Here is a 20004-nt window from a genome sequence, read left to right on the forward strand (position 1 = left end):
CACCCCACGCGCTGATGATCCAGGGCACCACGTCGGACGCCGGCAAGAGCACTGTCGCCGCCGGCCTGTGCCGCAGCCTGCACCGGCGCGGTGTGCGGGTGGCGCCGTTCAAGCCGCAGAACATGGCACTGAACAGCGCGGTCACCGCCGACGGCGGCGAGATCGGCCGCGCCCAGGCGCTGCAGGCGCAGGCCTGCGGGCTGGCGCCGCACACCGACATGAACCCGGTGCTGCTGAAGCCCAATTCCGACACCGGCGCCCAGGTCATCGTGCATGGCCGCGCACTGGCCAATATGGAAGCGCGTGCCTACCACGACTACAAGCGCGTCGCGATGGACGCGGTGATGCAGTCCTGGCGGCGGCTCACCGCGCAGTACGACTTCGTCGTGGTCGAGGGCGCCGGCAGTCCGGCGGAAATCAATCTGCGCGATCGCGACATCGCCAACATGGGTTTCGCGCTGCCCAACCGCTGTCCGGTCGTGATCGTCGCCGACATCGACCGCGGCGGCGTGTTCGCCCACCTGGTCGGCACGCTGGATTGCCTGTCCGACGACGAATGCGCGCTGGTGCGCGGCTTTGTCATCAACCGCTTCCGTGGCGACCGCGCGCTGCTGCGCTCCGGTGAGGAGTGGCTGGAGCAGCGCACCGGTCTGCCGGTGTTCGGCGTGCTGCCGATGCTGAAAGGTCTGCACCTCGACGCCGAGGACGCGATACAGACGCAGCAGATTGCTGCGGGTGAGGCCGCAAGCTTGCGCGTGGCCGTGCCGGTATTTCCGCGCATCAGCAATCACACTGACTTCGACGCGCTGCGCGCGCATCCTCAGGTCGACCTGATGTTCGTGCCGCTGGACCGACCGCTGCCCGCCTGCGACCTCGTCATCCTGCCTGGCAGCAAGAGCGTGCAGGGCGACCTCGCCGCATTGCGCGCGCACGGCTGGGATGCGCAGATCGCCCGCCACCTGCGCTACGGCGGCCGGGTGCTCGGCATCTGCGGTGGCATGCAGATGATGGGCCGCACGCTGCACGACCCGCAGGGTCTGGAAGGCGCACCGGGCAGCGTCGCCGGCCTCGGCCTGTTCGACTACGACACCACGCTGGAGGCGGAGAAGCAGCTGCGCGTCGTCGAAGGCCGGTTGCAGCCGGGCGGCGAGCCGGTGCGCGGCTACGAAATCCATATGGGCGTGAGCACAGGCCCGGCGCTGGCGCGGCCGGCGGTCGAACTGGCGCATGGCCCGGACGGTGCCCGCTCGGCCGACGGGCAGCTGATGGCGACCTATCTGCACGGACTGTTCGACGCGCCCAAAGCGTGCGCCGCACTGCTCGCCTGGGCCGGCCTCGACGCGGCCGAGCCGCTCGACCTGCAGGCGCTGCGCGAAACCAGCCTCGACCGGCTGGCCGACTGCATCGAGGCGGAGATCGACGTCGACCGGATGTGCGGTTTCCGCTGAACGCTCCCAAGGTCGGGACACCCCGTCTTCAGCGTTGGCGCGCCTGACTTCTGCGGGAGCGGCCGTGGCCGCGATGCGGCCGAAACCTGCTCTGGATCTCGATACCGCCCGACGGTTTGGGCCTTCCGCCGCCCGGTGGTATCGTGCGCGCCGGTGCCGCTGCTGCGGCACTGCGTTCGAGGTGCCCTGTACCGCGGTTCAGGGTTAAACGGGAAGCAGGTGAGCGAGCCCCGCTCGCAAGGCCTGCGCTGCCCCCGCAACGGTAAGCAGATTCGATGCACGTTCATGCCACTGGGCCCCGCGCCTGGGAAGGCCGTGCATCGCGACACGCGGCACTCCGCCCGTCGTCGCAGCTGCGAGCCCGGATACCGGCCACGAATGCACGAGCGGTCATGCCCGGGGTGCGGCATCGCGACGGATGCGGCCCGCTGCAGGCTGCCTGCGTTGTTGTCCCCTGTGCCATGACTTCATGAGACTGCCGTCGTTCGGGGACGGGCGATGGCTGCAGGGAGCACATAACAATGCACAGCCGTACCACGGTCGCCGCGCTGCTTGCCGGCGCCGGCCTTCTTTCCTCCTCCGTTTCCGCCCAGACGCATGAGCTGGAGCCGGTCGTCGTCACCGCCACCCGCGTCGAACAGCGCGTGTCGGACACCTTGTCCGACGTCAGCATCATCGATCGCGAACAGATCGAGGCGGCGGGCCAGTCCACGCTGACCGAACTGCTGGCGCGCCAGCCGGGCGTGCAGATGAGCGGCAACGGCGGTGCCGGCGCCAGCGTCGATTACTTCATCCGCGGCACCGACTCGCGCCAGACCGTGGTGTTGATCGACGGTGTGCGCGTCGGCTCGGGTTCCAGCGGCACGGCTTCATTGCAGTACCTGCCGCTGTCGCAGATCGAGCGCATCGAAGTGCTGCGCGGTCCGGCCTCTGCCGTGTTCGGCGCCGACGCCATTGGTGGCGTGATCCAGATCTTCACCCGCCGCGGCGACGACGGCCTGCAGGGCGAGGTGTTCGCCGGCGGCGGCAGTTACGGCACGTCCGAAGGCAGCGCCAGCCTGCGCGGCGGCGACGGCCGCTGGCGCTTCGCGCTGGGTGCCGGCGTGACCAGCAGCCGCGGCTTCAGTTCGACCAACCCACGCATCAACGAAGGCGTGTCGGTGGCGCGTCGCGCCTACAACCCGGACCATGACGGTTATCTGAACCAGAACTTCAGCGGCAGCCTGAGCTTCACGCCGCACGCCGGCACCGAGATCGGCGTCAGTGCGCTGGCCAGCAAGGGCTACAACGAATTCGATTCCGGGCTGAGCTTTCCGAACACGCGCAACGATTTCGACAACGACAGCGCGAGCGTCTACCTGACCCACGCGTGGAACGACGCCGTGTCGACCACGTTGCGCAGCGGCCGCTCGGTCGAGGACTTCATCAGCTACGCGCGCACTTCGCCGCTCGGCAACCACTTCCGCACCGAGCAGTACAGCCACGCGCTCGAAGCACGCGTGAAGCTGCCTCTGGGCACGCTGTTCGGCAGTGTCGAGCGGCTGGAGCAGGACGTGCTGTCGACCACGCCGACCGCGGTGAACATCGACACCGAACGCAAGATCGATTCGCTGCAGCTCGGCTGGTCCGGCGCCATCGACCGCCACAGCCTGCAGCTGAACACCCGCCACGACCGCTACAGCACCAGCTCGCAGCACAAGACCACCGGCAACGTCGCCTACGGTTACCGGCTGACCGATGAATGGCGGCTGCACGGCGGCTACGGCACCGCCTTCCGCCTGCCCACCTTCAACCAGCTGTTCTTCCCCGGCTTCGGCAATCCGGATCTGGCGCCGGAGTCGTCGCGCAACAAGGAAGCCGGCGTGGTGTGGCAGCGCAAGGGCTCGCGCGCGGCGCTGACCGCCTACGACAACAAGGTGCGCAACCTGATCAACACGGTCACCGTGTCGCCCGGTGTGTCCGAAGCCCGCAACGTCGGCGAAGCGCGTCTGCGCGGCCTGACTTTCGACGGCTCGACCTATCTGTTCGGCCATACCGAGCTGCAGGGCTCGATCGATCTGCTGGACGCGACCGACCAGGACACCGGCGACCGGCTGCAGCGGCGCGCGGTGCAGACCGGCCAGCTGCGCGTCATCCAGCACATGATGCGCGGCCGCGTCGGCATCGAGATCCAGACCACCGGCGACCGCTACTCGAACGCCGACGAAACGCGCCGGCTCGGCGGTTATACGCTGCTAAACCTGTTCGCCGTCTGGAAGCTGTCACCCGAGGTGGCACTTGAAGCGCGCGTGAACAACGTGACCGACAAGGACTACACCACCGTGTTCGGCTACAACATGGCCGGCAGCAGCGTGTTCGCCGGCCTGCGCTACACGCCGCAGTTCTGAACGCGGCCGAGCTGATCGGTAAACTCACGCGATGAGCAGCCACCCGCCCGCCACCACCCTGCCGTCGCCTGTCGCACTGCGCGCGCAGCGGCGCCGTGTCTGGGTGCTGCCGGCGCTGCTGCTGGCGCTGGGCGCGGCCTTCGCGCTGGCGCTGGCGGTGGGCAGCGTGGCGGTGAGCGCGGCCGAGCTGTGGCAGATCGCGACCGGCGGCGACGCCGGTATGGCGGGTGACATCGTGCGCTCGCTGCGCCTGCCGCGCGCACTGGCGGCGGCCGCCTGCGGTGGCCTGCTGGCGCTGGCCGGCGCGCTGATGCAGGTCTTGCTGCGCAATCCGCTGGCCGATCCCTATGTGCTGGGCATTTCCGGCGGCGCCGCGGTCGGCGCCCTGCTCGCCATGCTGGTCGGCGCCGCCGGCCTGCTGCTCGAGCTTTCGGCCTTCGCCGGTGCGCTGGCGGCGATGGCGCTGGTGTTCGGTCTGGCGCACGGCGAGGGCAGCCGCACGCCGACCCGTCTGTTGCTGACCGGCGTCATCGTGTCGGCCGGCTGTGGCGCGGCGGTGTCCTTCATCCTCGCGGTGGCGAGCGAACAATCGCTGCGCGGCATGCTGTTCTGGCTGATGGGCGACGCCAGTACGGCCAGCCGTCCCGGCGTCGCGGTTGGCGCGCTGGTCGCCGGCCTGGTCGCCTGTGCGCCGCTGGCGCGCGACCTCAACCTGCTGGCGCGCGGCGATGGCACGGCCCAGGTGCTGGGCGTGCCGGTGGCGCGTCTGCGTCTGGTCGTCTATCTGCTAGCGTCGGCGCTGACCGCGATCGCGGTCACCACCGTCGGGTCGGTCGGCTTCGTCGGTCTGGTCGTGCCACACCTGATCCGGCTCGCTTTCGGCAACGACCAGCGCCTGCTGCTGCCGGCCAGTGCACTGGCCGGCGCCACGCTGCTGCTGCTGGCGGACACGGCGGCGCGCACCGTGATCGCGCCGGCCCAGCTACCGGTCGGCGTGCTGACCGCGCTGCTCGGCGTGCCGGTGTTCCTGTTCCTGCTGAACCGCCACCGATGAGCGATAACGCCATCCTGCGCGCTCGCGAACTCGATGTGTCGGTGGCCGGGCGCGCGCTGTGCACCGGGCTCGACCTCGATGTGCGTTCGGGCGAATTGCTGGCCATCGTCGGCCGCAACGGCATCGGCAAGTCGACGCTGCTCACCACGCTGGCCGGGCTGCGTCCGCCTGCCGCCGGCACGCTGACGCTGGCCGGCCGCGCGCTCGCCGACTGGCCTGCGCGCGATCTGGCGAAGCGGCGGGCGCTGCTGGCGCAGTCGCAGGAGGACCACTTCGCCTCCACCGTGCTCGACACCGTGCTGGTCGGCCGGCATCCGCACATCGGCCGCTGGGCCGACGAGAGCGACGCCGATGTCGATATCGCGTTGGCCGCGCTGGCGGCGGTGTCGCTGCGCGGCTTCGAACTGCGCGAGGTGCGCACGCTGTCCGGCGGCGAGCGGCAGCGCGTGGCGATCGCCGCGCTGCTGGCGCAGCAGGCGCCGGTCTGTCTGCTGGACGAACCGGTCACCCACCTCGATCTCGACTACCAGATCGAAACGCTCGAGCTGTTCGCACGACTTGCGCGCGACGAAGGGCGGGCAGTCGTGGCGGTGCTGCACGATCTGAACCAGGTGCTGCGCTTCGCCGACCGCGCGCTGCTGCTGACCGGCGGCGGCGAATGGGTATGCGGGCCGGTCGACGAGGTACTGCAGGCGGAGGTGCTGTCGCGCGCCTTCTGCCATCCGCTGAAGGAATTGCGCGACGATGGCCGGCGCTACTTCGTGCCGGCGTGAGGACAGAATGAGTGGAGGATGTGATGAGCGATCTTGACGAACGCCATGAAGCACGCATGAAGCGCAAGAAGGACGTGGTGGACCAGGCCATTGCCGCGGCGCAGGTCGAGCGCGGTGTGCTGGTGGTGAATACCGGCACCGGCAAGGGCAAGTCCAGCGCCGCCTTCGGTGTGGTCGCGCGCGCGCTCGGCCACGGCATGAAGGTGGGCGTGGTGCAGTTCATCAAGGGGCGTTCCGACACTGGCGAGGAAGCCTTCTATCGCCGTCAGCCGGACGTGCAGTGGCATGTGTCGGGTGAGGGCTTCACCTGGGAAACGCAGAACCGCGCGCGCGACGTCGCCACCGCCGAAGCGGCCTGGGAACAGGCGCGCAGCTTCCTGCGCGACCCGGCCATCGGCCTGGTGGTGCTGGACGAACTGAACATCGCGCTGAAGTACCACTACCTCGACGTCGCCACCGTCATCGCCGACCTGCAGGCGCGGCCGACCATGCAGCACGTCATCGTGACCGGCCGCGCGGCGCCGCCGGAGCTGGTCGAGGTCGCGGACACGGTGACCGACATGACCATGGTGAAGCACGCCTTCAAGGCCGGCGTGAAGGCGATGCCGGGGCTGGAGTGGTGAGCCTGTCTTCCGCAGTCCGTCGCTGTCCGGCGCTGATGGTAGCCGCGCCCGCGTCCGGTCAGGGCAAGACCACGGTGGTCGCCGCACTGGCACGGCTGCACCGTTCGCGCGGTCGCCGCGTGCACGTGTTCAAGTGCGGGCCTGACTTCCTCGATCCGCAGATCCACGCGCTGGCCAGTGGCGCGCCGGTGTGCAATGTCGACCTGTGGATGACCGGCGACGCCGACATCGCCGCGCGGCTGTACGACGCGGCGGGCGAAGCCGACCTCATCCTCGTCGAGTCGGTCATGGGCCTGCACGACGGCAGCCCGTCCAGTGCAGACATTGCGCGTCGCTTCAATCTGCCGGTGCTGGCGGTGATCGACGCGCGCGCGATGGCGCAGACCTTCGGCGCGCTGGCGCACGGCCTGAAGCACTACCGGGACGGCGTGAACCTGACGGCAGTGATCGCCAACCGCGTCGGCTCGGCCCGCCACATCGACATGCTGCGCGACAGCCTGCCGGCCGACATCGCCTGGTACGGCGGCCTGCCGCGCGACGAGCGCATCGCGCTGCCGGAGCGCCACCTCGGCCTGCTGCCGGCGGCCGAGATCGAAGGGCTGGACGCCCGGCTCGACATCGCTGCCGAACTGCTCGGCGCATCGACCGCGGCCGACCTGCCGCCGGCGGTGGCGTTCGCACCGGTCGAGCGCACGCCGCCGCCGCGCCTGCTCGACGGCGTGCGCATCGCGCTGGCGCGCGACGACGCCTTCTGTTTCATCTACCCGGCCAACCTTGACTGCCTGCGCGCACTCGGCGCCGAGCTGGTCGAGTTCTCGCCGCTCAATGACGCCGCGCTGCCCGCCTGCGATGCCGTCTGGCTGCCCGGCGGCTACCCCGAACTGCACGCCGCGCGCTGGGCCGCCAACACCGCGATGCACGCCGCGCTGCGCGCCCACGTCGACGCCGGCCGGCCGCTGCTGGCCGAGTGCGGCGGCATGATGAGCCTGTTCGACACGCTGACCGACAAGGCCGGCGTCAGCCACGCCGGCGCCGGCCTGCTGCCGGGCGCGGTGCGCATGCAGACACGGCTGGCCGCGCTCGGCCTGCAGCAGGTCGAGCTGCCCGAAGGCCGGCTGCGCGGCCACACTTTCCACTATTCAACCGCCGATACGCCGCTGTCGCCGCTGGCGCGCGCCCGCACCGCGTACGACCGCGAGGGCGAGGCGGTGTATCGTCGGGGACGGCTTACTGCGAGCTATCTGCACCTCTATTTCCCGTCCGCTCCGGCCGCGGTCGCCGCGCTGTTCGGACGCTGAACCATGACTGCAACGAACGACGCCCACCGTTACCCCGACGACGCCCGCGACGCGCTCTACCGCGCCATCGCCGAGCGGCGCGACATGCGCCATTTCCGGCCCGATCCGGTTGATCCGGCGGTGTTGCGGCGCCTGCTGTGGGCGGCCCATCACGCGCCCAGCGTTGGCTACATGCAGCCCTGGCGTTTCGTGCGCGTCACCGACCCAGCGCTGCGCCGCTCCATCCACGGACTGGTCGAGGAGGAGAGGCTGGCCACCGCGCGCGCGCTCGGCGAGCGCGAGGACGAATTCATGCGGCTCAAGGTCGAAGGCGTGCTCGACAGCGGCGAACTGCTGGTGGTCGCGCTGTGCGGCGGGCGCGAGCAGCACGTGTTCGGCCGCCGCACGATGCCCGACATGGACGTCGCCTCCTGCGCCTGCGCGATACAGAACATGTGGCTGGCGGCGCGTGCCGAAGGGCTGGGCATGGGCTGGGTGTCCATCTTCGACCCGCTGAAGCTGGCGGCGCTGCTGCAGATGCCGGACGGCGCGCGACCGCTGGCCGTGCTGTGCATCGGCCACGTCGATGCCTTCTACGAAGCGCCGATGCTCGAACTCGAAGGCTGGGCCAGCCGGCTGCCCGAGGATCTGCTGATCGGCGACAACGTGTGGCCGGAACGCGCGCCGTGAACACGCTGCACCCCTTCGTCGTGCTGGCGCTGTGCGCCTGTGCAGGCGTCATGCTCGACCGACGTTTCGGCGAGCTGCGCCGCCTGCATCCGCTGGTCGGCTTTGGCCACCTCGCCGGCTGGCTGCAGACGCGCATGAATGTGATCGCACGTCAGGGCCATCCGCTGACCCGGCTGAGCGGCCTGCTGGCGTGGGCGCTGGCGGTGTTGCCGCTGCTGTCGCTGGCGCTGTGGCTGCGCAGCCTGGGCCTGCTCTGGCAGGTGGCGACCGACCTGCTGCTGCTTTACTTCGCGCTCGGCGCGCGCAGCCTGGGCGAGCACGCACACGCGGTGTCGCGTCCGCTGGCCGCTGGCGATCTGGTCGAGGCGCGGCGGCGCGTCGGCTGGATGGTGAGCCGCGACACCTCGCAGCTGGACGAAGCGGGTGTGGCGCGCGCCGCCACCGAATCGGTGCTCGAGAACGGCAACGACGCGGTGTTCGGCGCGCTGTTCTGGTTCCTGCTGCTGGGCGGGCCGGGTGCGCTGCTGTTCCGGCTGGCCAACACGCTGGACGCGATGTGGGGCTACCGCACGCCGCGCCTGCGCTATTTCGGCTGGGCGGCCGCACGCATCGACGACGTGCTCAACTTCGTGCCGGCGCGACTGACCGCACTGAGCTATGCGCTGTGCGGCGCCACGCGCAGCGCGCTCACCTGCTGGCGCGCGCAGGCGCCCGCCTGGGACAGCCCGAACGCCGGCCCGGTCATGGCCGCTGGCGCTGGCGCACTGCATCTGTCGCTCGGTGGCGCGGCGGTCTATCACGGCGCAGTCGAACAGCGTCCGCCGCTGGGCGAAGGGGCGGCGCCGGGCGCCGCCGACATCGACCGCGCGGTCGCGCTGGTGGCCGCCGCGTTGCGCCTGTGGTTGACCGTGGCGCTGCTGCTCGCGCTCGGCGTGCATCTGTCATGACACCCGCCCGCCCGCTGCACGGCGGCCGTCTGCGGGTCGCCGCCGAGCGCTACGGCATTGCGTTGCCGGACTGGATGGACCTGTCCACCGGTATCAATCCGCAACCCTGGCCGGTGCCGCCGGTACCGCAATCGGTGTGGCAGCGGCTGCCGGAGGAGGGCGACGGGCTGGAGGACGCTGCGGCGGCCTATTTCGGTTGCGACGCGCTGCTGCCGCTCGCTGGCTCGCAGGCGGCGATACAGCTGCTGCCGGTGCTGTTCCCGCACAGCCGGGTGGCCATTCTTTCGCCGACCTATAACGAGCACCCGCACGGCTGGACCCAGGCCGGGCACAGCGTGCGTGCGGTCGCGCCGGCCGAGGTCGAGGCGGCGGTGGGCGATGCCGACGTGCTGCTGCTGGTGCAGCCGAACAACCCCTGCGGCACGCTTTTTCCGCCGGCGCAGGTGATGGACTGGCAGGCGCGGCTGGCGGCGCGCGGCGGCACGCTCATCGTGGACGAAGCCTTCATCGACGCCACGCCGGACGCCAGCGTGGTGCATCACGCCGGCCGGCCCGGTCTGATCGTGCTGCGCTCGCTCGGCAAGTTCTTCGGCCTGGCGGGCGCACGCGTCGGCTTCATGTTCGCCGAACAGTCGCTGCGTGACGCGCTGGCGGCGCGGCTCGGGCCGTGGCCGGTGGCCGGCCCGTCGCGCTGGGTGGCGCAGCGCGCGCTGGCTGACCGCGACTGGCAGACGCAGCAGCGTGCGCGGCTGGCGGCCGAAAGCCTACGGCTCGAAGCGCTGCTGCGCGCCACCGGCTGGGGCGAAGTGAGCGGCTGCGCGCTGTTCCAGCGCGTGCTGACCGCCGAGGCCGCGGCGCTGAACGACGCCTTCTGCCGGCGCGGCATCCTGCTGCGCCATTTCGACGCCCCGGCCGCGCTGCGCTTCGGCCTGCCGGCGGACGAGGCGCAGTGGCAGAGGCTGGAACAGGCGATCGACGAAATACGAAGAGCAGTCCAGTAGGCGTGGTCTTCCGACCGCTCCTGTGCGGTAGATGAGGAATCAAGGAATGAAGAAGGCATTGTTTCTGCTGTTCGCCGCGCTGGCGCTGCCCGCGGCAGCCGAACTGCGGCTGACCGACGACGCCGGCCGCACCGTTGTGCTGGCCGCGCCGGCGCAGCGCATCGTCAGTCTCGCGCCGCACGTGACCGAACTGCTGTTCGCCGCCGGTGCCGGCGCCAAGGTGGTCGGCGCGACCCAATACAGCGACTACCCGGACGCGGCGAAGGCGATTCCGCGCGTCGGCGGCTACACCTCGGTGGACATGGAAGCGGTGGTCGCGCTGAAGCCGGACCTGGTCATCGTCTGGAAGAGCGGCAACCGCAACCAGCAGTACGACAAGCTGGAAAAGCTGGGCATACCGGTGTTCGTGAACGAGCCGCGCAGTCTGGACGACGTGGCGCGCGCGATCGAAGCTTTCGGCCGCATCGCTGCCACGCCGCGCGAGGCGGACGAGGCGGCGCGCGCCTTCCGCGCGCGGCGCGACGCGCTGGCGAAGCAGTACGCGGCGCGGCCGCCGGTCGCGGTGTTCTACCAGATCTGGAACAAGCCGCTGATGACCATCAACGGCCAGCACCTGATTTCCGACGTGATGGCGCTGTGCGGCGGCCGCAATGTGTTCGCCGGCCTGCCGATACTGGCGCCGACGGTGACTGAGGAGGCGGTGCTGGCGGCGGCACCCGAAGTCATCGTCGCCAGCGGCATGGGCGAGTCGCGGCCGGAGTGGCTGGACGCCTGGCGGCGCTGGTCCGCTCTGCCGGCGGTGAAGGGCGACAACCTCTATTTCATTCCGCCGGAAATCCTGCAGCGGCACACGCCGCGCATCCTCGACGGTGCGCAGAAGCTGTGCGAGCAGCTGGAACAGGCGCGCCAGAAAGCAGGCCGCAAGTGAGCGCAGGCGGGCTGTATCCCGAACGCATCGCCTGCCTGTGCACCGAGGCGGTCGAGGTGCTGTACGCGCTGGGTGAGGCCGACCGCATCGCCGGCATTTCCGGTTTCACCGTGCGGCCTCCGGAGGCGCGCCGCGACAAGCCGAAGATCAGCGGCTTCTCGTCCGGCAAGCTGGAACGCATTCTCGCGGTCGAGCCGGATCTGGTGCTGGCCTTCTCCGACCTGCAGGCCGACATGTGCCGCGACCTGGTGCGCGCCGGTGTCGAAGTGCATGTGTTCAACCAGCGTTCGATAGACGGCATCCTGCGCATGATCGTGACGACCGGTGCGCTGGTCGGCCGCGCGGCCGAGGCGCAGGCGCTGGTAGCCGGTCTGCGGCGCGGGCTCGATGACGCGCGTGTTCGCGGCGAAGCGCGCGTCGCCCGCCACGGCCGCCGGCTGCGCGTCTATTTCGAGGAGTGGGACGAACCGCTCATTTCCGGCATCCGCTGGGTGTCCGAGCTGATCGAACTGGCCGGCGGCGAGGACGTGTTCGCCGATTTCGCCAGCCGCCACAGCGCGAAGGAGCGGCGCATCGAAGACCCGCTGACCGTGGTCGCCCGCGCTCCGGAGATCATCATCGGCTCGTGGTGCGGCAAGAAATTCCAGCCCGATCACCTGCGTGCGCGACCGGGCTGGGCCGACGTGCCGGCGGTCGCGCACGACCGGCTGTACGAGATCAAGTCGCCATTGATCCTGGCGCCGGGCATCGCTGCGCTGACCGACGGGCTGGCCGCGCTGGAAGCCTGCCTCGACGCGGCCGGCGCCGATCAGAAGCGATAGCCCAGACCGACCGACAGCAGCAGCGGGTCGATATCCAGCTTGGTGACCGGAATGCCGGCGCCCTTGACCGCGATGTCGGTGTCTATCTTCACGTACTTGGCGTCGAGGTTCAGGAACCACTGCGGCGCGAGCTGGATGTCGACGCCGATCTGCGCTGCCCAGCCAAAGCTGCCGCGGTCCACCCTCAGCGGCACGCTGCCGCCGAGTACCGTGCCGGCGTCCAGCTTCACGCTGGAGAAGCGCGTGTAGTTCAGGCCGATGCCGGCGTAGGGGCGTATCGTGCCGGCCGGATTGAAGTGGTACTGCAGGGTCAGCGTCGGCGGCAGGTGCTTGACCGAGCCGATGTCCACACCGCCCAGTTCGACGTCGTGCTTCTGCGGCACCGTCAGGATCAGTTCGGCGGCGATGTTGGGCGTGAAGAAGTAGCTGATGTCGACTTCCGGGAACAGCTTGTCCTCGGCCTTCACCTCGCCCAGCGCCGGTACCACCGCCGTGGTCGAGTTGTCGTTCGACGGGTCCATGTGCAGCGCGCGCACGCGCACCAGCCAGTCGCCTTCGGCCGCCTGAACGCTGCCGGCGAACATGAATGTCGATGCGGCCACCGCCGCGATGCCTGCCCAGCTCTTTGTTGTCATGTCGATCTCCCCCGGTTTCGGCATCCGCGGACACGGATGCTGAATCACTCTAGGAAAGCGACCGGGCGACTTGAAATTTGATTTTTTGCGCCGTGCATTGCGTTCGGCTTATGCCGGACGCGCTGCGGAGCGGCGGCGTGCAGCCGCTCAGCGCCGCTTCAGCCGGGCGAGAAAGCCGTCCAGCGCGGCGGCGAAGCTGCGGCTGTCGGCGTTCGAGAATGCGGCCGGCCCGCCGCTCATGACGCCGCTGTCGCGCAGATCGTTCATCAGCGCGCGCATCTGCAGCCGCTCGTGGATGGTGCCGGGCGCGAACCACTCGCCGCGCGGTTCCAGCGCGTGTGCGCCGCGCGCCAGCACCGCTGCCGCCAGCGGAATGTCGGCGGTGATCACCAGGTCGCCGGCGCCCACCGCCTCTTCGATGTAGCGGTCGGCCGCGTCGAAGCCGTGCGCCACCTGCACCGCGCGGATGTGCGGCGACGGCGGCACGCGCAGCAGCTTGTTGGCGACCAGCGTGAGCTGCAGGCTGGTGCGCATTGCGGCGCGGAACAGGATGTCCTTGACCGGTGCCGGGCAGGCGTCGGCATCGACCCAGATGGCGGGCGTCATGCTCACGCCAGCCACCACAGCAGCAGTGCCAGCGCGACGAAGAAGCCGAACAGCGCCACCGCCTCCTCGCTGTGCGGCTCGCCACGCGGCGGCGGGTAGCGGCCCAGCGTCAGCACGCGCAGCGCAAGCCAGCCGGGCAGATAAAACAGCCCGACCGTCACCAGATTGAGGACGAAGATGGCGCGCAGCACGGCCGCGTCAGTCGAGCGCCTTGCGCAGCAGCTCGTCCACCAGATCGTTCAGCGACACCTGGCGCTCGGTCGCCAGGTCGCGCAGGCGCGCCGCCAGTTCGGCCGGAATCTTCACGGCGAAGGGCACCAGGCCGCGTTCGGCGTCGAGCCGGCGCTGTTCCTTGCGGTCCACGACCGGCGCAGCGCCCAGTGCGCTTTTTGCCCCGGCGGCGTGCTTCATCTGTGCCACCACCTTTAGTCTTTCATTCTTGTACAGATCGGTTTTCTTCACGTCGGTATCCTGTGCGGTCTTTCGAATCGCGCACATTGTCGGCCATGGCCCTGAAATCCACCATCTACAAGATCAAATTGAACGTGTCCGACATGGACCGGCCACACTACGGCGAGTACGCCCTGACCGTCGCCCGCCACCCGTCGGAGAGCGATGAACGCATGATGGTGCGCGTGCTGGCCTTCGCGCTGCACGCCGACGAAGACCTGCGCTTCGGCCGCGGCCTCAGCACCGAGGACGAAGCCGACCTGTACGCCCAGGACCTGACCGGCGCCATCCGGCTGTGGATAGACGTCGGCCTGCCGGACGAGCGCCTGGTGCGCAAGGCCGCCGCCCGCGCCGACCAGGTGGTGGTGCTGAACTACGGCCGCACCGCCGGACAGTGGTGGGAACAGTCGAAGGGCACGCTGGCCAAGCTGGCCAATCTCACCGTCTACCGCCTGTCCACCGCCGACAGCCAGGCGCTGGCCAGCCTCGCCCAGCGCGGTGCCGACCTTCAGTGCATCGTGCAGGAAGGGCAGATCTGGCTGGGCGACGACGGCGCGATGCTGCAGCCGGCGCTGGAGAGGGTGTTCGGCCGCGGGTGAAACCGTGGGTCAGCGTCGCTGCGCCCAATAGGCAGGGCGGCGGCGCTGGTGGGCGACCGCCAGCACGATGATCGCTTCGGGCGTGATGCGGTAGATGACCGAATACGGAAAACGGCTGATCGGCAGGGCGCGCACGCGCGAGGAAACCGGCTTACCCAGTTTGGGATGCGCCAGAATCAGGGAGGCCGTGCTGTCGAACTGTTCCACGAAGGCGGCACGCGATGCGTGCGCTGGCCTGCTTCAGGTAGTAATCGCGTGCCTCGGTGAGTTCGTGCAGTGCGGGTTCAAGCAGGATGACCTTCACCCGGCGGCTTGACCGGGAAGGCCAGCTCGCAAGCGGGTCAGCGCATCTTCGAGGCTGATCGCCCCGATTTCACCGCGATCATGGGCATCGGCGCGACGCTCCGCCTCTGCAAACCACTCGGCGAGGGTTTCATCCTCTTCGTCGAGGCTGGCCAGCAGACGTTCGGCAAGATCGACGCGGTCCGCCTGCGGTAATTGCATCAGGGTTGCCTCAATTGCTTCAAGGCTGGAGGGCTTCACGGAAAAGCTCCTTTGGCATCGGGCTATGCACTGAACCATAGCAGCCGCGCCGTCGCCTTCTCGCCACGGCCCCTTGCATGGCACGTAGACCGAGACCGGCACGCCAAGTCTCCCCTGATTCGCGTGCCAGCCCAGCATTCAGACCAGGACCCATCTTCAGGCGCGTTGCCTTAGGGCAACTACCTGCGCTCGGGCCGCCGATCAGTCCTTTTTCGCCACCCTGCGCCGCGCAGCCTGCGCCTGCGCGCGCTGCATCCGCATCAGCCGTTGCCGTACGCCGTCGGAATCCATCCACACGTCGCTGCCCTTCAGGATGCGGCTGATTTCGCTGTCGCTGAGGAAAGGTGAGCAGAGCCGGGTCATCATCTTCTCGAACCAGCTGCTGACCGCCGCGACCTGTGCCTGCTGTTCGCTGCCGCGTCCGTCCAGGCTGCCGGAATAGGTGTGGAACATGAGCTGGCAGTTGTCGTGCACCACCAGTTCGTCGCCGCTCAGGAAAATGAAGGCGGCCATCGAGAAGGCGCGCGCTTCGAGTACGGTGACCACATGCGCCTCGGAGGCGCGGATGTTGTTGATGATCTGCAGGCCGGTGTCGAACTCGCCGCCCGGCGAATTCAGGTGCAGATAGATCAGGTCGGTCTCGGCCGCGGTGCGCAGCGTGTAGAACAGGTCGGTGTAGTGGTGCGGTTCGCGGATTTCGCCGCACAGATAGTAGGAAATCTGGTGGATGGGCATCTGCCGTTCATAGCGGGCGAGACCGCGGAAAGGTTCGGCGTCCGTCATTCCGTTCTCGTCGTCGTCCGGCAGTGCGGGGTGGCGCGGCATCGTGAAATCCTCCGTGTGCGCCCGGATTATCGGGCGTCCGCCATGCCGTCACCAAGCTGCGCTGCGGCACGGCATGCGCTCGGCGCGACTACGGCGGGTATTGCGCACCGACGCGGAAGAACTCCTTGATCAGGAAATCCTCCAGTTCCTTCTGGTGTTCCGGCCGTGCCGACAGGATGACGGTGCGGCCGAGGCGCAGCGATTCCCAGTTGAAGTTGCCGCTGTAGTAGCGGCGTATCAGTTCGATCATGCGCTGCACGACGGCGCGCTCGATGTCGCCGTTCAGGCCGGCGTCGACCTCGATGAACTCGCGTCGCGCATTGCCGGCGTCGGTGGTCCAGCCACGGAACACGAAAGCGGCGGTGCGCACGCTCTTGCGGGTGATCTGGAACACGCCGTTGGTGCCCGGCTGCTGCAGGTTGCGCTTGATGTTGGCGGCTGCGATGTCGTCGGCCGACGGGCCCTGTTCGCGGGCGCGTGCGGCGGCGTTCTCACCGGCGGCGGCCTCTTCGGCCAGACGGCGCTTTTCGCGCTGGGCGGCGACGAAGGACGCCATGTCCGTGGGCGCGTCCGGTGCAACGGCTGGTTTGGGCGGCGGGGGTGCAGGGGCGGGTTCGGGCACCGGCACGCGGGCGACCGGCGGTTCTGTCGGCCGCGGTGGCGCCTTGCGAGCCTTTTCGCGCTGCTTCTTCGGCGGCTGCTTTTTCGGTCGCGGTGCCGGGGGTGTCGGCGCCGCGGCGGGCGGTGGTTCCGACGCCGCCTGGCGCGGCGCCTCCGGCGCGATCATGCGTACGCTGATCGGCTGGTTGGCGCCGAGCGGCTGTTCCGGCTCCGCCTTCGGCCGCATCACCCACCACAGCGCGAGCGCGTGGATCAGCAGCGCCAGCACGAGGGCGATCAGACCGCTCGGGCGGACGCGGAAGTGCAGGCTGGTGTCGCCGAGCGGACTGGTCTCGACGCTCAGCGAGAACGGTGCGAGGCTGTCGGCCCGGCGGCGGTTGCGCGGGTGTTCGGGGTGTGCGGCGTGCATGGGCTGTTCAGGCGGCTGCGGACGGGCGGGCTGTCCGGTCGCGTCCGCCAGTGGCGTCCGCAGCAGTGAATCCTTCATTCCTGTTCAGCGTTGGGTCTGCAATCGGGTGAAGCGTCGGGTCGGACAGTCGGCGGGTCAGCGGGCGGTCGGTTTGACCGCGCCGCAGTCGGCGGCGATCCAGCGCGCATCGGTATCAGCCTTCATCGACCCCTCGGCCGACTGCATGTTCATTTTCGACGTGAAATGGGTCGGGCTGTCGATCACTGCCTCGAAGTCGCCGCTGGCTTTCGGGTTGGTGCAGCTGATCTTGCCCTTGACCGATTTCGCGGTGTTGGTGACGTTGCTGTAGGTGCAGCTGCCGTCGTTCTTGCCGGAGTAGATGTCGCTGCGCTTGGCGTCGTCCGGCGTGATGCAGACGCGGACCGCACCGCCGCTGCCCATGGCCACGCCCTGCGCGGCCATCTGCTGTTCCATCATCTTGCGCGCTTCCGGCGGCATCTTCTTCATTTCTTCCTGCATGCGCGCCATCTGCGCCGACATGTCGGGCATGCCCGGCATGCTCATCGCCGACTTGAATTCCCACAGGCCGGGCTTGATGTCGGCGGCGTGCGCAGGGCCGAGTGCGGCCAGCGCGAGTGCGGCAGGAACGAGCAGTCTTTTCATCGGGTGTCCTCTTCATCTGGAAGCGTGCCGGGTGGCACCGGTGCGACGTAGCTGGCGATCAGGATGAGCGCGCCGATGCCGAGCAGCGAGCCGGTCCATTCGACCGTGCCGGCACCGGCCAGGTCGATCATCAGCATCTTGGCGCCAACGGCGGCGAGCAGCGCGAAACCGGCGAACCACAGCGTGCGTGCACCGCTTCGTGTCGCGTACACCATCAGCGCCAGCGCGGTCAGCGCCCAGGTCAGCGACAGCGTCGCCTGCAGAAGCGTGGATTGGAACATGGCGGCGGCCGACCACGCCACCCCGGCGAGGTGGTGCACGCCGCGCGCCGCCAGTGCCGACACCCACAGCAGACCGGCCGCGCCGACCAGCGGTCGCGGCAGCAGGCGGCTGCGCGCCAGCCACAGCAGCGCAGCCATGCTGGCCAGATCGAGCGCCGAGGCCAGCGGCAGGTAGGGCAGGGCGGAGCCACCGTCGTGGCCGAACTGCAGCGCGACGACGGTCAGCAGCAAAAGGCCGGCAACCGGCCACAGCACGGCGCGCGCGTAGGCCTCGGGTGCGGCAGCCCAAGGCCAGGCATCCGTGCGCTCGCCGTCGGCGGACAGCGCCGCCTGCAGCGTGCGGCCGGCCGCCAGCCAGACGGCGATCCACACCAGCCAGCCCCACAGGTCCTGTGCGGGCAGCCAGTCGGCCAGCCAGCCGCCGGCTTCGATACCGACCGACAGCAGCAGCGTCCACGCGGTGGCGATGTGGCGCGGCGTGTTCAGCAGCGCTGCGCCGTCCTCGTCCTGCCGGCGCAGCACCCACAGATGGGTCGCCCAGGCCAGCGGCAACGCGAGCGCCATCGCGCCGTACAGCAGATGGTCGTGCTGGTCCCAGGCCAGCAGGCTGCCGGCCCACAGTACCGGCAAGGTCAGCGCGGCCAGCGCGCGGGCGGTGATGAAGTCGCGCGTGCGGCCCTGCTGTTCGGCGAAGGCGGCGCTGGCCACGCCGAACAGCAGCGCGATCGCCGGTTGCAGGTTGTAAGGCACGAAGTCATCGATGTCGGCCAGACCGCCGAACAGCCACCAGCCGGCCAGCCACAGCGTGAGCGCCTTAGGCAGCCAGTCGGCGCCAGCGCCGCTCTGCCGCAGCACGCGTACCGAGGACAGCGCCGCGCCGGCCAGCAACAGGCAGCCCAGGGTGCGGCCGTTGAGCAGCGGCCAGGCGACGGTCAGCGTATCGAGCGAGGCGGCCAGCCAGAATCCGGCTGCGACCTGCAGCGCAGCACCTGCCCACAACGTCAGGCGGGAGGCGCGGGCGCAGCCGTACCACAGCGCTGCCGCGCCTTCGACCGCGTAGATCGCGGCGGTCATCTGCAGATCGAAGGCGAGCGGCACCGCCAGCGTCAGCAGCGCGGCGCCGATGCCGGCATGGGCGCGGAAGGTGAGCACTTCGTCGGGTGCGCGGCTGCGCAGCAGGCTGGCCAGCCCGAGGTAGTAAACGCCGGCCAGCGCGGCGCTGATCGCCGCGCCGTATTCATAGGGCTGGACCAGTGCCGCCTGCAGCACGCCGGCCGCCAGCGGCGGGCCGAACAGCAGGCTGCCGGACTGCCAGCCGGCCGCGCCCGGCGCGCGCAGCACGGTCTGCGCGACGTGGGTGGCGGTGAACAGCACGAAGAAGGCGATCAGGAAGCCCTGCACCACGAGGTAGTCGTCCGCCACATAACTGCGCAGGCCCCAGCCGGCGCCGACCGCGAAGGTGAACAGGAAGCCGGCGAAGATGAGTGCGCGCCAGGCGCGCCGCCAGCTCAGCGCGATGATGAAGGCGTCCAGCAGCAGGTAGTAGCTGAACAGCACGACGTACTGGCCCTGCCCGCTGGACGCCAGCATCGGTGCGACGAAGGCGCCGGACAGGCCGAGCAGCGCCAGCACCTGCGAGCTCTGCCGCGCGGCGGCAACCGCACAGGCGACGCCGAGCGCGGCGAACAGCAGGAAGGCGGGGGCCGGCCCGATGAAGCCGTAGCGCGCCAGCGCGAAATAGACCGCCAGGTAGAGCAGCGCGAAGCCGCCGCCCTGTACCGCCAGCGCGAACATGCGGCGCGGCCCGTCGCCCGGCAGGCGCAGACCGAAGCCGATCATCGCCGCACCTGTGGCGACGGCGGCGGCAAGCCGCAGCTCCGGCGGCAGCCAGCCGGCCTGGGCGGCGAGGCGAAGCGCCGACGCGACGCCGAAGAACAGCACGATGACGCCGATGCGCGCCAGCGGATTGCTGCCCATCAGGCGCGACCACAGCGTGGCGAGCGGCCGGGTGATGTCGTCGCGCTCGGCCGCCGACGGCTGCGGTCGAGCGGCGATGCGTACGCCTTCCGCGTGCAATGCATCGAGCGGTGCGGCCTGCGTGCTGACCGCGGGCGGTTCGGTCAGCGTGGCGTCGGCCGGCGGCGGTTCCGTCGCGGACGGCGTTGTGTCCGTCTTGGCGGTTGCAGGCGTGACATCGGCGCTGGCCGGTGCTGTCGGCCGGCTCTTCAGTGCCTCGTAAAGCCAGCGTGTCTTGTCGTCGAGTTCGCGCAGCCGTTCCTGCACTGCGCGTTCGCGCGCGGCGGCGCGCGCCGACACCCACAGGCCGCCAGCCAGACCGGCAAGGGCGCCGAAGAAGGCTTCGATTTCGCCGTGCGCGGCGCCCGCGATCAGACCGAGAACACAGAGGATGGCGGTCAGCATTG

At 69.8% G+C, this 20004-nt stretch carries 22 protein-coding genes and 1 riboswitch; of the genes, 12 read left to right on the plus strand and 10 right to left on the minus strand.

Annotated features, from left to right (window positions below; translation table 11 throughout):
• Positions 1 to 14 precede the first annotated feature (14 nt).
• From METFAM1_RS0114850 to METFAM1_RS0114900, 11 genes are all read left to right on the plus strand, one after another.
• Positions 15 to 1448, plus strand: a complete 1434-nt coding sequence (locus METFAM1_RS0114850) for a cobyric acid synthase (protein WP_019916165.1) — start codon at positions 15 to 17, stop codon at positions 1446 to 1448.
• Positions 1449 to 1610: 162 nt separating this feature from the next.
• Positions 1611 to 1839: riboswitch (cobalamin riboswitch) on the plus strand.
• Between the two features lie 130 nt (positions 1840 to 1969).
• Positions 1970 to 3835 (plus strand): TonB-dependent receptor domain-containing protein, encoded by a 1866-nt coding sequence (locus METFAM1_RS0114855; RefSeq protein WP_019916166.1) that lies wholly within the window; start codon positions 1970 to 1972, stop codon positions 3833 to 3835.
• Between the two features lie 31 nt (positions 3836 to 3866).
• Positions 3867 to 4889, plus strand: coding sequence for a FecCD family ABC transporter permease (locus METFAM1_RS0114860; RefSeq protein WP_019916167.1), 1023 nt, complete (start codon positions 3867 to 3869; stop codon positions 4887 to 4889).
• On the plus strand, positions 4886 to 5662 hold the full coding sequence (locus METFAM1_RS0114865) for an ABC transporter ATP-binding protein (protein WP_019916168.1): 777 nt from the start codon (positions 4886 to 4888) through the stop codon (positions 5660 to 5662). The genes METFAM1_RS0114860 and METFAM1_RS0114865 overlap by 4 nt, the downstream gene beginning before the upstream one ends.
• A 23-nt stretch (positions 5663 to 5685) precedes the next feature.
• Positions 5686 to 6285, plus strand: coding sequence for a cob(I)yrinic acid a,c-diamide adenosyltransferase (cobO, locus tag METFAM1_RS0114870; protein ID WP_019916169.1), 600 nt, complete (start codon positions 5686 to 5688; stop codon positions 6283 to 6285).
• Positions 6286 to 6320: 35 nt separating this feature from the next.
• Positions 6321 to 7583 carry a cobyrinic acid a,c-diamide synthase CobB gene (locus METFAM1_RS0114875; protein ID WP_019916170.1) on the plus strand — a complete coding sequence of 421 codons (1263 nt, stop codon included), beginning with the start codon at positions 6321 to 6323 and terminating at the stop codon, positions 7581 to 7583.
• Positions 7584 to 7586: 3 nt separating this feature from the next.
• Positions 7587 to 8252, plus strand: a complete 666-nt coding sequence (gene bluB / locus METFAM1_RS0114880) for a 5,6-dimethylbenzimidazole synthase (RefSeq protein WP_019916171.1) — start codon at positions 7587 to 7589, stop codon at positions 8250 to 8252.
• A complete protein-coding gene (cbiB, locus tag METFAM1_RS0114885; protein ID WP_019916172.1) occupies positions 8231 to 9199 on the plus strand; it encodes an adenosylcobinamide-phosphate synthase CbiB in 969 nt (322 codons plus the stop codon). The genes bluB and cbiB overlap by 22 nt, the downstream gene beginning before the upstream one ends.
• On the plus strand, positions 9196 to 10200 hold the full coding sequence (cobD, locus tag METFAM1_RS0114890) for a threonine-phosphate decarboxylase CobD (protein WP_019916174.1): 1005 nt from the start codon (positions 9196 to 9198) through the stop codon (positions 10198 to 10200). The genes cbiB and cobD overlap by 4 nt, the downstream gene beginning before the upstream one ends.
• 46 nt (positions 10201 to 10246) lie before the next feature.
• Entirely contained in the window at positions 10247 to 11128 is an 882-nt protein-coding gene (locus METFAM1_RS0114895) for a cobalamin-binding protein (RefSeq protein ID WP_019916175.1), read from the plus strand.
• The gene (locus METFAM1_RS0114900) at positions 11125 to 11949 is read left to right on the plus strand and encodes a cobalamin-binding protein (RefSeq protein ID WP_019916176.1); all 825 of its coding nucleotides are present in this window, start codon (positions 11125 to 11127) and stop codon (positions 11947 to 11949) included. Before METFAM1_RS0114895 ends, METFAM1_RS0114900 begins: the two co-directional genes overlap by 4 nt.
• Here METFAM1_RS0114900 and METFAM1_RS0114905 read toward each other — a convergent pair.
• The 4 genes from METFAM1_RS0114905 to METFAM1_RS0114920 form a co-directional block, all read right to left on the minus strand.
• Positions 11937 to 12584 (minus strand): OmpW/AlkL family protein, encoded by a 648-nt coding sequence (locus tag METFAM1_RS0114905; protein WP_024300735.1) that lies wholly within the window; start codon positions 12582 to 12584, stop codon positions 11937 to 11939. The two genes, METFAM1_RS0114900 and METFAM1_RS0114905, sit on opposite strands and share 13 nt — an antisense overlap.
• Positions 12585 to 12731: 147 nt before the next feature.
• Complete coding sequence (locus tag METFAM1_RS0114910) at positions 12732 to 13190, minus strand: YaiI/YqxD family protein (RefSeq protein WP_024300736.1); 459 nt, start codon at positions 13188 to 13190, stop codon at positions 12732 to 12734.
• A 2-nt stretch (positions 13191 to 13192) separates the two neighbouring features.
• Positions 13193 to 13381 carry a hypothetical protein gene (locus METFAM1_RS0114915; RefSeq protein ID WP_019916179.1) on the minus strand — a complete coding sequence of 63 codons (189 nt, stop codon included), beginning with the start codon at positions 13379 to 13381 and terminating at the stop codon, positions 13193 to 13195.
• A 7-nt stretch (positions 13382 to 13388) separates the two neighbouring features.
• A complete protein-coding gene (locus tag METFAM1_RS0114920) occupies positions 13389 to 13652 on the minus strand; it encodes a hypothetical protein (RefSeq protein ID WP_020166296.1) in 264 nt (87 codons plus the stop codon).
• A 44-nt stretch (positions 13653 to 13696) separates the two neighbouring features.
• On the opposite strand from METFAM1_RS0114920, the gene METFAM1_RS0114925 reads away from it, so the two are divergent.
• Positions 13697 to 14239 carry a YaeQ family protein gene (locus METFAM1_RS0114925; RefSeq protein WP_019916181.1) on the plus strand — a complete coding sequence of 181 codons (543 nt, stop codon included), beginning with the start codon at positions 13697 to 13699 and terminating at the stop codon, positions 14237 to 14239.
• Between the two features lie 9 nt (positions 14240 to 14248).
• Here the strand turns inward: METFAM1_RS0114925 and METFAM1_RS20230 are convergent, their stop codons facing one another.
• From METFAM1_RS20230 to METFAM1_RS0114955, 6 genes are all read right to left on the minus strand, one after another.
• A complete protein-coding gene (locus METFAM1_RS20230) occupies positions 14249 to 14446 on the minus strand; it encodes a type II toxin-antitoxin system RelE/ParE family toxin (protein WP_019916182.1) in 198 nt (65 codons plus the stop codon).
• Between the two features lie 93 nt (positions 14447 to 14539).
• Positions 14540 to 14782, minus strand: a complete 243-nt coding sequence (locus tag METFAM1_RS20670) for an addiction module protein (protein WP_232419778.1) — start codon at positions 14780 to 14782, stop codon at positions 14540 to 14542.
• Positions 14783 to 14983: 201 nt separating this feature from the next.
• Positions 14984 to 15607, minus strand: coding sequence for a Clp protease ClpP (locus METFAM1_RS0114940; RefSeq protein WP_019916184.1), 624 nt, complete (start codon positions 15605 to 15607; stop codon positions 14984 to 14986).
• Positions 15608 to 15695: 88 nt separating this feature from the next.
• Positions 15696 to 16715 carry a hypothetical protein gene (locus METFAM1_RS0114945; RefSeq protein WP_019916185.1) on the minus strand — a complete coding sequence of 340 codons (1020 nt, stop codon included), beginning with the start codon at positions 16713 to 16715 and terminating at the stop codon, positions 15696 to 15698.
• A gap of 57 nt (positions 16716 to 16772) precedes the next feature.
• Positions 16773 to 17300 (minus strand): DUF3617 domain-containing protein, encoded by a 528-nt coding sequence (locus METFAM1_RS0114950; protein ID WP_019916186.1) that lies wholly within the window; start codon positions 17298 to 17300, stop codon positions 16773 to 16775.
• Positions 17297 to 20002 carry a DUF2339 domain-containing protein gene (locus tag METFAM1_RS0114955; protein ID WP_019916189.1) on the minus strand — a complete coding sequence of 902 codons (2706 nt, stop codon included), beginning with the start codon at positions 20000 to 20002 and terminating at the stop codon, positions 17297 to 17299. The genes METFAM1_RS0114950 and METFAM1_RS0114955 overlap by 4 nt, the downstream gene beginning before the upstream one ends.
• Positions 20003 to 20004: the final 2 nt, after the last annotated feature.

Source organism: Methyloversatilis discipulorum (assembly GCF_000527135.1).
GTDB lineage: Bacteria > Pseudomonadota > Gammaproteobacteria > Burkholderiales > Rhodocyclaceae > Methyloversatilis > Methyloversatilis discipulorum.